The 14592-nt window shown below is 45.8% G+C and carries 11 protein-coding genes; 3 read left to right on the top strand and 8 right to left on the bottom strand.

All coding sequences use genetic code 11. The features are described from left to right. Positions 1-10: 10 nt before the first annotated feature. Positions 11-1285 (bottom strand): hydrolase, encoded by a 1275-nt coding sequence (locus KFF44_RS02555; RefSeq protein WP_255936899.1) that lies wholly within the window; start codon positions 1283-1285, stop codon positions 11-13. Between the two features lie 460 nt (positions 1286-1745). Here KFF44_RS02555 and KFF44_RS02550 point away from each other — a divergent pair, with 460 nt between their 5' ends. After that, entirely contained in the window at positions 1746-2483 is a 738-nt protein-coding gene (locus tag KFF44_RS02550) for a response regulator transcription factor (RefSeq protein ID WP_255936897.1), read from the top strand. An 82-nt stretch (positions 2484-2565) separates the two neighbouring features. Here KFF44_RS02550 and mmsB read toward each other — a convergent pair whose 3' ends face one another. The 5 genes from mmsB to KFF44_RS02525 all read right to left on the bottom strand — a co-directional run bounded on the left by mmsB (position 2566) and on the right by KFF44_RS02525 (position 10180). Then, on the bottom strand, positions 2566-3459 hold the full coding sequence (mmsB, locus tag KFF44_RS02545) for a 3-hydroxyisobutyrate dehydrogenase (RefSeq protein WP_255936896.1): 894 nt from the start codon (positions 3457-3459) through the stop codon (positions 2566-2568). A 23-nt stretch (positions 3460-3482) separates the two neighbouring features. Then, positions 3483-4544, bottom strand: a complete 1062-nt coding sequence (locus KFF44_RS02540; RefSeq protein ID WP_255936895.1) for an enoyl-CoA hydratase/isomerase family protein — start codon at positions 4542-4544, stop codon at positions 3483-3485. 3 nt (positions 4545-4547) lie between these two features. Next, positions 4548-5690 carry an acyl-CoA dehydrogenase family protein gene (locus tag KFF44_RS02535; protein ID WP_370691135.1) on the bottom strand — a complete coding sequence of 381 codons (1143 nt, stop codon included), beginning with the start codon at positions 5688-5690 and terminating at the stop codon, positions 4548-4550. Between the two features lie 93 nt (positions 5691-5783). After that, the gene (locus tag KFF44_RS02530; protein WP_255936890.1) at positions 5784-8558 is read right to left on the bottom strand and encodes a pitrilysin family protein; all 2775 of its coding nucleotides are present in this window, start codon (positions 8556-8558) and stop codon (positions 5784-5786) included. A 116-nt stretch (positions 8559-8674) separates the two neighbouring features. Continuing rightward, positions 8675-10180: a CoA-acylating methylmalonate-semialdehyde dehydrogenase gene (locus KFF44_RS02525; RefSeq protein ID WP_255936888.1), complete on the bottom strand. Its 1506-nt coding sequence runs from the start codon at positions 10178-10180 to the stop codon at positions 8675-8677. 153 nt (positions 10181-10333) lie between these two features. On the opposite strand from KFF44_RS02525, the gene KFF44_RS02520 reads away from it, so the two are divergent. Beyond that, positions 10334-11227 (top strand): LysR family transcriptional regulator, encoded by an 894-nt coding sequence (locus KFF44_RS02520; RefSeq protein WP_255936887.1) that lies wholly within the window; start codon positions 10334-10336, stop codon positions 11225-11227. 3 nt (positions 11228-11230) lie between these two features. Here the strand turns inward: KFF44_RS02520 and KFF44_RS02515 are convergent, their stop codons facing one another. Together KFF44_RS02515 and KFF44_RS02510 are read right to left on the bottom strand one after the other, a co-directional pair. Then, complete coding sequence (locus KFF44_RS02515) at positions 11231-12388, bottom strand: hypothetical protein (protein ID WP_255936884.1); 1158 nt, start codon at positions 12386-12388, stop codon at positions 11231-11233. Between the two features lie 19 nt (positions 12389-12407). Next, complete coding sequence (locus KFF44_RS02510; RefSeq protein ID WP_255936881.1) at positions 12408-13832, bottom strand: hypothetical protein; 1425 nt, start codon at positions 13830-13832, stop codon at positions 12408-12410. 134 nt (positions 13833-13966) lie between these two features. On the opposite strand from KFF44_RS02510, the gene KFF44_RS02505 reads away from it, so the two are divergent. Beyond that, on the top strand, positions 13967-14557 hold the full coding sequence (locus KFF44_RS02505) for a thymidine kinase (RefSeq protein WP_255936879.1): 591 nt from the start codon (positions 13967-13969) through the stop codon (positions 14555-14557). Positions 14558-14592 lie beyond the last annotated feature (35 nt).

Here is a 14592-nt window from a genome sequence, read left to right as displayed (position 1 = left end):
TTCCCCTCTTTTATTTTTCAGGTTTTTGATTTTTTAAATTAATAACTTCATCTAACTGACCCGCTGCAAACGCTGTCAGTATTAGTGCCGATAGTTTCGCTCTCTCAACAAAACTATCAACCAGAACAAACTCATCAGAGCTATGAATTGCACCGCCACGAACCCCTAATGTATCAACGTTAGGCAAACCCGCCGCAGCCAGATTGTTTCCTTCACAGCAACCACCGGTCGCTACATAATTAATGGCAATACCTAGGTCATCACCGCATGCCTTGATCAAGTCCATCAGTTTCAAGTTAGCGTCACTTAGATCTTTTGGTGGGCGGTTAATACCACCGTGAAGCTCTGCGGTGTATCCATCCTCGGAGTTCCATTTGTTTATAATAGCATCCAACTGATTTTGAAACCACTCAGCGTCCTCCGCTGCCTTTAATCTGACATTGAAACGACACCAGGCCATATCCGGTACAATATTGGGCGCGACGCCGCCATTGATAACGGCAGGGTTTACAGTTAGTTCAGGGCGCCCGTCAGTTAGTTCTGAAAGATCTACAATGATTTTTGACAAAGCAACAACCGCATTCCTGCCTTGATGAAACTCGCGACCAGCATGTGTCGCTTTACCACGCACAACAACCGTATAGTTGCCACTGCCTTTCCGTGCACCTGCAAGTGTGCCGTCGGCGAGTGCAGGTTCATAAGTCAGCCCAATATCAGCAGATCTGGCGCGCTCCATTAATAGAGGGCCTGATTTAAGCGATCCGGTTTCTTCGTCAGGCGACAAAATCACTTCCCAACCAATAGTGCCCGCAAAAGGGCCATCTTCGAACGCAAGAAGCGCATAAAGCATGACAATGATACCGCCCTTCATGTCGGCGACACCTGGGCCGTTCAATGTATTATCGTCAAGCCAACGGCTTGTTTGGAAATCACTATCAATAGGGAAAACAGTATCTGTATGGCCTGTCATCAAAACCCGGCGATTAGCTTGCGGGTGCTTGTAAATTCGAATTGATCTACCATTCGGGACAATCTTTACCTCACCTTGATTATTGACAATCTCGCCGTCACCAAGTTCGATAAACTCAACTTCTGCACCAAGGGGGGCAAAGGCACTGACAATTTCGGCTTCCATAACCTTCAGGCCATCAAGGTTACGGCTACCGCTATTGATCGCTGACCATTCCTGAACAAGGGCAATCATTTCAGCATGTTTTGCATCTAAGGCTTCCAGCATGGCCTTAACGCTATTTTTATCACTGATCGCACCGAGAATAGATTTCATTTTTATCTACCAAAAGAGAGAGGGAAAATTATTTTATTTCTATAGCCTTCCTACGCAAGCACATTGAAGAGGTCAAGTTTCGGAAAAGCGTGCCTACCTAAAAACTATTGAGGGTTATGAATCAAACAATTTATAGGCATCAAATAGGCCAAAATAGGGAATAGAATGTAAACTTAGGAATGATCTGGAACTATCACAGCAGATTATCGCAATAAACCAACCGTTTATCGCAAGCTAAAAAACTGGGTCGTAAAACCACCTATAGTTACTAAACAATAATAATACACAAAAGTATTTGATATTGAAATTTAGCATCATTGGCTTATCTGAATAAGATACTATTTCAGTACAAATAAAAAACAAATCGCTGAATGTTAATATGACATCAGTGTAATAAGAGCCTTAGGCCAACAAAAACGACAGAACGCCAAATTTTGGCACATATAAAAGCGAGGAAAAAATGAAAGCTCTCATAGTAGACGGTGAGGAAATATACAGAATTTCCATGAAGGAAGTTATTACGGCTGCTGCAAATTTCGATGAAGTGATTGAAGCAGGAAGCGAACATGATTTTCTATCCATGACTGCTAGTCATGATCTTTTTGACTTGGTAGTACTGCAACCAGCAACTCTTCACGACGACGGCGGCAATTGTCTGAAACTCGTGAATAGGCTGTACCCAAATGCTAAGGTTATCAGCATTGGAAAAGACACGCATTACACGTCTAATCAAAGCAATTTCAGATATACGACAATGCCCAGAACTGCTTCTGTGCAGGAAATGGTAAAAGCGATCAGAAGCTCGTTAAAGCTGCCCCTTGATAGTTATAATAGTCCCTGCGCTTCATCAAATATGGGCAGACCTAAGGTCTCAAATCTCTTGAATACAGAGTTCAACAGATTCAAAAGTCATGTGACAAACGAGCACTCTGAAAATGTAAAGACTGTAGATTTGAAGCGCCTATCATACCGCCAAAGACAGATTTTGGCCATGGCAGCAGACGGACTTCCAAATAAAGAAATAGCTGCCCGACTGAATATCGCAGAAGGCACAGTCAAAGCACACATGCACTCTATCTTTAAGGTGCTTGGTGTATCAAATCGCACCCAAGCGGTCATACGCTATGGTGCTTCAGGCGGTAACAATAGCCTGCCGCAAGACAAGTCACCTGCATGGCAGCAAATGACGGTAGCGTAACAAGATTATTTATATTTCAACAGAAAAGGGCTCCTACTTGTTAGGAGCCCTTTTCTGTTTTTAAATCAAAGGACCAGAAAACTTAAAGCTCGCCCGCCAGTTTCTTAATTACGCCTGAGAAATCCATGCCTCCATGGCCGTCGGCATCCATAGCAGAATAAATATCTGCGGACGCTTTGCCTAACGGCGTGTTCGCGTCAACACTTTCTACGGCTTCCATCGCAAGCTTAAGATCTTTCAGCATCAAGGCTGTAGCAAAACCCGGTGCGTAATCATTATTCGCGGGCGATGTTGGCACAGGCCCCGGGACAGGACAATAGCTTGTAAGCGACCAGCACTGGCCAGATGCGTTTGATGCCACATCAAACAATACCTGATCATCAAGGCCAAGCGCACGACCAAGGTTAAATGCCTCAGATGTCCCGATCATCGAAATCGCTAGCAGCATATTGTTACAGATTTTTGCAGCCTGGCCATTTCCGCTTCCACCAGTGTGTACAATCTTGGCGCCCATCGGATCCAAAACAGGTTTCGCGCGCTCAAATGTTGCCGCCTCACCGCCAACCATAAAGGCAAGCGTTCCAGCCGCCGCGCCGCCAACACCGCCTGACACAGGGGCATCAACCATTTCAAAACCTTTATCTATGGCATTTGATGCAACAGTGCGTGCGCTCGCCACATCAATTGTCGAGCTATCGATCATTAAAGTGCCTGGCTTGGCTGATGCAAAAACACCGCCTTCACCTTCATATACGGCTTTCACGATCGCACCAGAGGGTAACATGGTTACAACCACATCCGCTTCGCTAACCGCTGATGAAACTGTGTCAAAAGCTTCCCCGCCGGCATCCACAACTGCCGAACGTGCATCATCACTAAGATCAAAACCCTTAACCTTAAAGCCTGCTTTAATCAGGTTTGTCGCCATTGGAAGGCCCATATTCCCAAGGCCGATAAACGCTATTGTCTGTGTCATACCCAATTCCTTATTTTCAACTCTTAACTTAAATTCAATTCTTCACCAGCCATGGCAAATGTTTTGAAATGTGCTTCCACATCACTGCTGCTAATCTCAGGCAAAGATGCTGGCGCCCAAACCGGTGTATGGTCTTTATCGATCAATATGGCCCTGACCCCTTCATGGAAATCATTCCCTTCCATAGCACGACAAACAACGCGGAATTCCATTTGCATATTATCCCGGAAGCGCTCAGCCATGGCGCCGCGCTTGAGCTGCTCGAATGTAATCAAAAGCGACATCGGTGATTTTGATTGCAAAATCGAAAGCTGTTTCTGCGCCCAATCACTTTGATCATTCGATAGGCTCGATAAAATATCCTCTAATTGTATTGCATCAAAATGATCGTCGATCATATCCATTACAGGCACAATTGGCGCAGGCTCTGGGTCAATATGGAAGCCATTCAAAATAGCATCGACATCATCATTATCTTTGATTTCCGAAGCAGCCAGGCGTTCAATAATTTCCTCAACTTTATCAGAATTTGTGACGTGGCTTGCGATCCCAAGCGCGTATAAATCCGGCGCTTTGGCGCGTGCCCCCGTTAGCGCCAGATACATACCACTTTCACCCGGCAAGCGCGGCAGGAACCACCCACCACCAACATCCGGGAACAGTCCGAGGCCTGTTTCTGGCATGGCAAAAAGTGTTTTTTCTGTCGCAACCCAGAAATCACCGGGGATAGACACACCAACACCGCCGCCCATCGTGATACCATCAACCAAACTGATGTAGGGCTTAGGAAATTCGTCAATCAGTACGTTCATGACATACTCATCATGGAAAAAATCGCGCCACTCTTTCGAACCATCTTTGAATGATTTGGAAACTTTCACCACATCACCGCCAGCGCAAAATGCCTTTTCACCAGCGCCCACCACAACAACTGCCTGCACAGAAGGCGAAATCGCCCACTCACGCAATTGCTTAGTAATGAGTACACACATATTGTGGGTAAGACTATTAAGCGCCTTTGGGCGATTCAGTGTAATCAGGCCAATATTGCCGCGATTTTCAAATAATACTTCTGCGTCACTCATTATCTAATCCTTCAAAAGCTCACGACTGATGACAACACGCATAATCTCGTTGGTACCTTCTAAAATCTGATGAACCCTGAGGTCGCGCAAAATCCGCTCAATCGGGTAGTCCATCAAATATCCATACCCACCATGAAGCTGGAGCGAATGATTAACCACATCAAAACATGTATCGGTTACGAAGCGTTTTGCCATCGCGGCAGCAGAGCCTGCGTCTGGCGCTTTCTCGCTAACCTTTTGTGCAGCACTGTAAAGAAGAAGGCGTGCAGCCTCTAATTCAGTTGCCATGTCCGCAAGTTTAAACTGGCTCGCCTGAAAATCTGCGATGGCTTTACCGAACTGCTTGCGCTCTTTAGTATAAGTAATCGCTTCATCAAGTGCACGCTGCGCCCCACCAAGGGAACATGCGGCGATATTCAAACGGCCACCATCAAGGCCTTGCATGGCAATCTTAAAGCCCTGCCCTTCAGAGCCGATAAGGTTTTCAACAGGAATCCGGCAATCATCAAACATTACAGCAGATGTTGGCTGGCTATGCCAACCAAGTTTCTTTTCCTGAGCGCCAAACGATAGACCCGGTGTGTCTTTCTCAACAACAAAGCAGCTGATACCACGCGCGCCGTCGTCGCTTGTACGCGCCATCACCACATAAATATCTGATGTACCACCACCAGAGATAAAAGCCTTGGCACCATTCAGAACATACTCATCACCGTCACGCTTTGCTGTGGTTTTGAGGGACGCCGCATCTGAACCTGCTCCCGGTTCAGTCAGGCAATAACTTGCCATTTTATTGAGTGTAACCAGGTCATCCAACCATTTACCGCGGTGCGTTTCATTACCAAAACAATCAATCATCCATGTTGCCATATTATGGATAGAGATCATTGCAGCCGTAGACGGGCAACCTTTGGATAATTGCTCAAAAATTAGAACACTATCAACCCGGCTGAGGCCGCAACCGCCAGCTTCTTCGCTCGTATAAATACTGCCGAAACCCAACTCACCAGCAGCAAGGGCTACATCACGCGGCCATACTTTCTCTTCATCCCATTTGTGTGCATCGGGCACAATAAGGTCGTTTGTGAAATTACGCGCCATATCCTGAATAGCGCGCTGATCTTCATTTAATTTAAAGTCCAAGATTACCCCCTTGGTTCTTTTTGCGGTTGCTACTGTGCCCTCAAGAGATACAGCTTAAGTAAAGGGCGGGAAAACCCGCCCCATTATTTTCATTTATTAATCCAGGCGGTTGCCATTCGCATCCCAGACTTCGATATTATCAAAGCCAATCTCACGAATGCCTGCTTCAATTTTGCTGCGATCACCAACAATCAACCATGTCATTTGATCAGGGTGCATATAATCCTGCGCAGCCTTATGAACCGCAGGCAAATCAAGCGCGTCATAACGGCCTTTTAACTTCACGACATAATCGTTACTACGCCCGAAGCGCTGGTTGGACAGCAAATTCCCAAGAACCGCATTTGATGTTTCAAATTGGCCAGGAAGGCTGTTTGTATTGTTGTTACGCGAATTATCCAACTCATCCTGACGGGCTGGAGTGATCCCAAGGTAGCCTGCAAACTCTTTTTGCAGTTCCATGATAGATTCCTTGGTTTTATCCGTTTGTACCGGCGCGAATGTGATCCACATTGCCTGACCGCGGGCATCAAGTTTGATCGTGCTTGCGCCATACGACCAACCCTTGTCCTCACGAAGGTTCATATTAACACGCGCTGTAAACGCACCACCAATGATATCATTGGCCGCAGTTAATGCGAGATTATCAGCACTCCCTGTAGACGGGAACAAATGACCCGCAAGGATAAAGGATTGCGGCGAACCCGGTTTATCCATAATCACCACACGCGCATTATCAGGCAGCGAAACTGTATCAATATTTTTCTGCGGGATAGCAGAAGCTGGAGCTTTCCAGTTCCCAAATGCTTTCTCAAGCGCAGGAACGGCTTCGTCCAAAGTTACGTCACCAACAATGAAAAGCGTTGCATTATCAGGGCGAAGCCAATCGCTATGAAACTTGCTGAGGTCACTAGTCGTCATCGCATTTACAGCTTCCACCGTTCCGGTTCCAGTAAACGGGGCACCATAAGCATGGTCAGCGCCGTAAATCAGTGGCGGTAAATTGCGGAGCGCGAGGCCAATAGGCTGCGCTTTTTCTTGCTGGATGCGCGCTAAACGCAACTGTTTCTGACGAGCAAACTCACCTTCATCAAAGGCCGGATTTCGCACCACATCTGCAAACAGGTCGAGCGAATCCTTCAAATTGGTTTTGAGAGCAGACATTCGAATCTGACTCATATCCAAATTTGATGTCGTGTTGATTGTTGCGCCCAAGCCTTCAGCTTCCGCCGCAATTTCGAGAGCGCTGCGTTTCTTGGTACCTTCATCAAGCATATCTAGCGTTAGGCTCGCAGTACCGGGCGCACGGCCAAAGTCTGCTGCGTAACCCGCATCAAATTGTAGCGCCATATTTACAATCGGAACCGTTGTCCGGTTTGCAAGCACAACCTTCATACCGTTTTTAAGCGTGGCTTCCTGAATTTCGGGGAATGTTAAACCCGGCAGTTCTCCAATTTCAGGAAGTTTAGAGCGATCAACCGTGCTTTCAGCAACCTGATATTTGCCGTAAGGCTTAACCGTCAACTGGTAATACCCTTTACCGAGCCATTCATTTGACACAGCTTGAACGTCATCGGTTGTGGCCGCGTTCATCCAATTCAGGGATTTTTCAGCAAATCCCGGGTCCCCAGCATATAGCTCACCTTGAGCAAGCGCAGTTGCCTTCCCGCCAAAGCCGCCAATTTGTTCCAAACCACGGACTGTCCGGGCTGAAATTTTGGTTTTTGAGCGTTTGATTTCTTCAATCGAAGGACCTTCAGCTAAGAACTTATCCATTTCCTGATTAATAAGGCGTTCAACCTCGGCAGGATCACTACCGTCCTTAAGTGTCACATCAATTTCAAACATGCTGGCAAGTTCAAACTGTTGAATGGAAACATTCACATTCGACGCCAATTGATTTTTATAAACGAGGGCTTGGTAGAGGCGTGAATTCTTGCCGCCACCAAGAATATCCGCAGTCAACCGAAGTTGCTGCGCATCTTTTGACGTTCTTGGTGCTACCGCCCAGTCACGGTATATCCGCACCTGTGGCGCTGACTGGTCCACCATTTCTTCAACAGTATTTTCCGTACGTGTCGGGACCCAAGATTTATGGTGCCGTAGAGCAGGCCCTGCCGCAATATCACCAAAATATTTCTGTGCTAGTTCTTTGGCTTTCTCAACCGTTACGTCACCTGCGAGAACAAGAACTGTGTTTGCAGAACCGTAATATTCCTTGAACCAGCTTTTTACGTCATCAAGGGAAGCAGCATCCAAATCTTCCAATGAACCAATTGTTGAATGACGGTACGGGTGCCCAGGGGGGAACAAGCCTTCTAACTGACGATATTGAACGGTACCATAGGGCTGGTTGTCACCCTGGCGCTTTTCGTTTTGTACCACGCCGCGCTGCTCATCGAGACGTTCCTGTGTTACAGCGCCGAGCAAATGCCCCATACGATCTGATTCCATCCAGAGCGCCATTTCAAGCGCAGGCGTTGGAACATTTTCAAAATAATTTGTGCGATCGAACCATGTTGTTCCGTTCATGCCCGTTGCACCAACAGCCTCAAACGGTTTGAAATATTCATCATTATAATTTTCTGATCCGTTGAACATCAAATGTTCAAAAAGATGTGCAAATCCAGTGCGCCCCTCTGGCTCATCCTTAGAGCCAACATGATACCATACTCCAACGGCCACAATAGGGGCCTTATGGTCTTCATGCACAATGACACGCAAGCCATTATCAAGCGTAAATTTTTCATAAGGTATTTTGGCTTCAATACCAGGAGATGTGTTTTTTTCTGCGCTTAAAGGTAATGTGATTGCGCCCGCTGTTAGCGCCGTAGCTGTCATAAGGGATACAAGTGTTTTTCTGATTTGCATCTTATCTATCCTCCACAAGGTTGTTGACAAAAGTAGGTATTATTTTTGTTTTTCTACTCGGAACTTAAATAATCAAAGCCGGGATCAATCCCGACTTTGATATATTGGTTTATATCTTAGCTATTCAATGTTGGAATAACAAATTCTGCACCAGACCGGATGCCTGTTGGCCAGCGCGAGGTAACTGTTTTCGTCTTGGTGTAAAAACGAACCCCTTCCATGCCGTGCTGGTTAATGTCACCGAAAGCAGAGCTTTTCCAGCCACCAAATGTGTGGAACGCGAGCGGAACAGGGATTGGAACATTGACACCAACCATGCCAACTTCAACACGATTCACATATTCACGCGCTGTGTCGCCGTCACGGGTATAGATTGTAGTGCCATTACCAAATTCATGGTTGGTTGGAAGTGCAACCGCTTCGTCAAAGCTTTCAGCGCGCATGATCTGAAGTGTTGGACCAAAGATTTCTTCCTTATAGGTGCGCATCTCAGGCTTCACATTATCGAAAAGCGACCCACCGAGGTAATAGCCGTTTTCAAATCCCTGCATATTATATTCAAACTTGCGCCCATCGACGACAACGCTTGTGCCTTCTTGCTCTGCGAGATCAAGATAGCCACGCACTTTTGCCAAATGATCAGCCGTTACAAGCGGGCCCATCTCTGCCTGCGGGTCCATTGAATGACCAATCTTTAGTGCTTCAACACGTGGCTTCAACATTTCAACCATCTTGTCCGCAACTGTTTTTCCAACAGGTACCGCAACAGAGATCGCCATGCAGCGCTCGCCAGCAGAACCATAGGCTGCACCCACAAGGGCGTCAGTAACCTGATCAAGATCCGCGTCAGGCATTACGATCATATGGTTCTTCGCACCACCCATTGCCTGACAGCGTTTGCCGTGGGCTGTTGATGTTGCATACACATACTGAGCAATCGGCGTTGAACCCACAAAGGATACTGCTTTCACACGTGGGTCGGTACAAACCGTATCAACTGCTTCCTTGTCACCATTCACAACGTTAAATACGCCGTCTGGCAAGCCAGCTTCTTTCCATAGGTCTGCAAACATCAAAGGAACGCTTGGGTCTTTCTCTGATGGTTTTAGGATGAAAGTATTACCGCATGCGATCGCCATACAGCTCATCCAAAGCGGGATCATCGCTGGGAAGTTAAACGGCGTAATGCCTGCAACCACACCAAGCGGTTTACGCATTGAATACATGTCAATGCCAGAAGAGACATTGTCGCTAAATTCACCCTTGATCAGATGCGGGATACCAGCCGCAAATTCAGCAACCTCAAGGCCGCGCTGCACGTCGCCTTGCGCATCAGAAAACACTTTACCATGCTCGCTCGCTAGCGCTTCAGCCAGCTTGTCTTTTTCGCGGTAAAGAATATGAACAAGGTTCTGGAGAACCCGCGCACGCTTGACAACAGATGTTGCTGCCCAATCGGGGAACGCTGCTTCGGCGTTGGCGATTGCTGCTTCAACTTCTTCTTTGCTCGCAAGCGCTACCTGCCCCTGCTGTTCACCCGTTGATGGATTATAGATAGGGCCAAAACGGCCAGACGTTCCCTCAACCGATTTTCCACCAACATAATGATGACGACTATACATAAATATTCTCCAAATTTTAAGCACCGAACCCTGGCTGGGCTAGTGCTTTCAATACCCCATGTTTGAAATTGCAGCGACTATATATCATGCATACTTGCACGTCACTTCGAAGTTATGCATATTTAATTGTGCAAAAATACACAGGATAAATTGATGTTTAATTGGGATGATATGCGGTTTTTTTTGGAACTTGCACGCCGGAACAAGCTCTCAAAGGCAGCACTCAGGCTAGGGGTTGAACATACGACCGTTGCGCGGCGCATAACTGCACTCGAAGAAAAACTGAATTTGAAACTGTTTGAACGTATCAATCGTAGCTATCAACTTACTGATGACGGACGCCGGCTTTTGACTCACGCCGAAGCCATGGAGAAAAATTCACTCTCGCTCTTGAACGAACTAGAGCAAAAAGAAACAAATATTGAAGGTAAAATTCGCGTGGCAACACCAGAAGCCTTTGGTAGTCAATTTATAGCCAAACACTGCCATGCTTTTCAAAAATACTATCCAGGTATATTGTTCGAACTCGTTGCTGAAACAACCAATATGACCATGAGCAGACGCGACGCTGATATTGCTATTACACTCGCGAAACCAGAACGTGGTCGCTTAAAAACAACCAAGATTGGTAGCTATCGATTGCGCCTATATGCAGCACCCAGTTACTTGCAGGGCCATCCCCCTATTGTTCGCCTAACGGACCTGAGCCAACATAATTTTATTTGGTATGTTGATGATCTATTACCCATACCGGAACTGCATATTCTAGATAAAGCCATCCAAAGCCCAAACATCGTTTTCAGTTCCACAAACCTTACGGCACAAGCAAACGCTGCTGAAAAGGGGTTGGGCATAGCGCTTCTGCCATGCTTTGTTGGTGATCAAATACCAGGACTGACAACAGTTTTACCAGGGGAATTATCGATCATGCGGGATTTGTGGCTATCAATACATGCAGACCAAAGCAACCAGCCTGTAATCGATAAAGCGAGTTCATTTCTTTCAAATTTAATTGCGAGTGAACGGCGCACATTAATCGGACGATGAACGTTACAGCCAACCGACTTTCTGATAGGCCTCAATCAAAAGCTGATCTTCATTATATTCCAGTAGTGGATTCGAGCGATCCCCCTTCCAACCAATATTCAGGTTTCTGAAATGACGGTATCGAACAGCTATGTTTTCATAACTAAAATACGGCATTCGCTGAATATCATGTGTTGTCCATTGAGCATCATCGGGACACATTGATGGAACAACCGCCCATTTAGATGGGCATTGCCTTGTATCATCATTTATGCGCCCATGACATTTATAATGGACATGCCTTCGATCAGAGGGATGTTCCTCGATATTTACTTCGGCGCTCGCCCAAATTCCGTGAAACAGTAGATACGCATCTTTCTGTTCCTCGACTTTTTCAAAAACAGATTGATGATCCTTAGTGACAACAAGTTCATCGATATCGACATTCAAAACACTTTTTGCCGTAGCCAAAAATCGTTGTTTGCTGTGCTCAAAAAAGCCAGCCTTAGTGAAAACCGAATCCCAAAGCCCAGTTCCTTCAGCCTGAGGGCCATAGAGGAAGGGCCAATCAACAACCGCAATGGATTTTACACCAACAATTTCGGAAGCAATTTGAATGATTTCCTCATTCGTTACAAAAGGGGAAGCATTGTTATAGATCAGGAAAGCATCCGCAGAATGATACCAAACATAAAATTCCATCCAATCCTTGATCCATAAAGGATGATCGAATTTAAACATGGTCATCACCACACGCTTGTTATCAAACAATTCACTGTGGTTTTCCCTGATCGGTATGATGGTTTTATTGCCGGCAGGCGTATCAAAAAGAACACTCGCATCGTTTTTTACCGATGATAACTTCGATGACATCAGTTTGATCTCAGAATAGTTCCACCAGTTTTTTTTGGAAAACCCGTCAAATTTCAGACCGCTATCGTTCTGAGTAAACGCTTGTTCACTCACAAACTCGCTAAAATTCTCAAAAGGAGGCGCCGTAATAACGATTTGACTATGATCAACGTTCCAAAAAACATCATAGAATACTGTAAAAAAATCATACTCTTGATCATAATTAGGGCCACGCGATTCTACCGGCCGCGTTCTGTCCCTTTTAAGCGCACCATCAGTGGGAAAGCAAAATGACGAAAGCCCTTGATTATCAATCAATAATTTTTTCATGGTCTAAACTTTATTGCGCTCAATCAAATTGCTTTTCGAACATCTTGAATTCATGTTCTAACTTATCCAGCAGTTCTTTTTTTCTCGGCTTCGGCAGAAATGAATAAACAATACTATTGCGTGATAAGGCCTTAAGTTCTTCATACGCTATGCCATGTTCTGTGACGGCGCGCATATATTCATAGGTTAGGTCAATTCTGGAAACACCTTCATCATCGGTGGAAAGCGCGGTTGGGACCCCAGCATCACGGTACAAAGACCAGGGATGGTCTTTGCCTTTAACACCCAGGATGACATCATTACTCGTTAAGTTAATTTCCACCATGACACTTTTTTCATGCATATGCTGTAAAAGGCCTGCACTATCGTCCTCATAAGCGATTGCTATGCCATGCCCAATCCGCTTTGCATGTCCAATTTCAATAGCTTCGCGAATATGAAACTTTAATTGCTTGGGCCGTACAAGACCAAGCATCAACTCCCCCGCATGAAGGGTAATATTTCGCTCCCCCTTAGCACTGTACAGGTAGTCGATCATTTGCATGTGATAGGTATAATCGCGCAGCGCCAAATATCCGTCTTCGGGTGCAACAAGATTAAGCCCCACAGATCCGTCCTCATCAGCCATCAATTCCCAGCCAAGAATAATTTGGGCAAATACAACAGCGGGCGAAAATTCGCGCACGACCTGATGAATGAATTTAATTTCTACATCACACCCTACAGAAGCTTGTTTTTCTCCGCAGTTTTGCAATTTTGCCCGTTGTTCAAAAGCATCACGCCGCGCCTTACGGGCATTTTCAAGAAGCGAAGGCATGGCTTCGCCAAATGGACCGTGCATCAGTATTTCATAATCTTTTTCTGGGTCACCAGTAAGTTCCACAGCGGATAACATACCGATCAATTCACCCAGGACAGGGGTTTGCATCAACTCCAGATATTGAATATTCTGTGCCGCCGCTCTGTCGCTTACAGCAACCAGCATATCCGCAAGGCGTGACGGCTTAACCATCATGCGCTCAAAGGTAACAAAAAACTGGTCATGGCCTGACCAACCAAGCTCGGGGTGATAGCTTCTGACGCTTAAGGCATTTATAATTCGCCGGCGTTCATTTGCGTTTAATAGGACACCCCCAGCAGAAGACCATCCATTGGTTGAACAATCGCCTGCTGCATCAAGACCGATAGACGGCGTTTCCAAAAACACACAAAGGCCATCCTCCGCTGCCCAATCAAGCATCGTTTCTGCATAAACTGCACCAGACAAATGATTATGGAGATCACCACCTTTTGGGAAAGACTGCATAAACTGCCGTAATTTCGCGCGTTCCGACTTAATCGATTGCATATAGGTCGCTGCAGATTGCTCATCAGCCCAAACATGGCTGAAAGTCGAGCAGCATAAGATTACACAGAGAATGAATGCTTTGGTGATTGACGGCATTTTCTTGCCCCTTTGCTGTGCATTGAATTAGAAAATATCCATACATCGCCAGCAGCTTTCAAACAACACTGGACTATATCCTGAAAGACGATTAGTTCATTTTATAGAGAACAGGTTCAGGAAATAAAATCAGAATGGCAAAGCTATATTTTTACTATTCCGCAATGAATGCGGGCAAAACAACCACACTATTGCAGTCCAGCTTTAACTACCGCGAGCGCGGCATGAACACTATGTTGTTCACAGCTAAAATTGACGATCGGTACGGCGACCCCGTTATCACATCCAGAATTGGCATTACCGCAGAGGCCAATATTTTTGACGAAGGAACAGACCTGTTTGCCATAGTTGCTGAGTCGATAAAAAATCGCCCCTTACACTGTATTCTCGTCGATGAAGCCCAGTTTTTAAACAAAGATCAGGTTTTTCAATTAGCCGCCATTGCCGACTCTTTAAAAATTCCAGTTCTCTGTTACGGCCTTCGCACCGACTTTCAGGCAAATCTTTTTGAAGGCAGTAAATGGCTATTGGCACTAGCGGACGAAATGAATGAATTAAAAACCATTTGTACATGCGGCAAGAAAGCAAGCATGAACCTGCGGATAGATGCAAACGGCAACGCAGTTAAAGAAGGAGACTCCATTGAAATTGGCGGTAATGATCGCTATATCGCACTCTGTCGGCAGCATTTCATGGAAAAATTATATGGCCCCACCAGTTCATAACCGATGAGGCCACTTTAAAAGACTTTGTCTATTCC

It is taken from the genome of Kordiimonas sp. SCSIO 12610 (assembly GCF_024398015.1).
In the GTDB taxonomy this organism is placed as follows: domain Bacteria; phylum Pseudomonadota; class Alphaproteobacteria; order Sphingomonadales; family Kordiimonadaceae; genus CANLMI01.
Note: the sequence above shows the minus strand (reverse complement) of the source record. Positions and strands in the feature narration are given on the sequence as shown.

What these genes read in the sequence shown, in the direction of transcription:
- KFF44_RS02555 (WP_255936899.1), bottom strand. Translation starts at nt 1,285, where the DNA reads ATGAAATCTATTCTCGGTGCGATCAGTGATAAAAATAGCGTTAAGGCC.
- KFF44_RS02550 (WP_255936897.1), top strand. Translation starts at nt 1,746, where the DNA reads ATGAAAGCTCTCATAGTAGACGGTGAGGAAATATACAGAATTTCCATG.
- mmsB (WP_255936896.1), bottom strand. Translation starts at nt 3,459, where the DNA reads ATGACACAGACAATAGCGTTTATCGGCCTTGGGAATATGGGCCTTCCA.
- KFF44_RS02540 (WP_255936895.1), bottom strand. Translation starts at nt 4,544, where the DNA reads ATGAGTGACGCAGAAGTATTATTTGAAAATCGCGGCAATATTGGCCTG.
- KFF44_RS02530 (WP_255936890.1), bottom strand. Translation starts at nt 8,558, where the DNA reads ATGCAAATCAGAAAAACACTTGTATCCCTTATGACAGCTACGGCGCTA.
- KFF44_RS02525 (WP_255936888.1), bottom strand. Translation starts at nt 10,180, where the DNA reads ATGTATAGTCGTCATCATTATGTTGGTGGAAAATCGGTTGAGGGAACG.
- KFF44_RS02520 (WP_255936887.1), top strand. Translation starts at nt 10,334, where the DNA reads ATGTTTAATTGGGATGATATGCGGTTTTTTTTGGAACTTGCACGCCGG.
- KFF44_RS02515 (WP_255936884.1), bottom strand. Translation starts at nt 12,388, where the DNA reads ATGAAAAAATTATTGATTGATAATCAAGGGCTTTCGTCATTTTGCTTT.
- KFF44_RS02510 (WP_255936881.1), bottom strand. Translation starts at nt 13,832, where the DNA reads ATGCCGTCAATCACCAAAGCATTCATTCTCTGTGTAATCTTATGCTGC.
- KFF44_RS02505 (WP_255936879.1), top strand. Translation starts at nt 13,967, where the DNA reads ATGGCAAAGCTATATTTTTACTATTCCGCAATGAATGCGGGCAAAACA.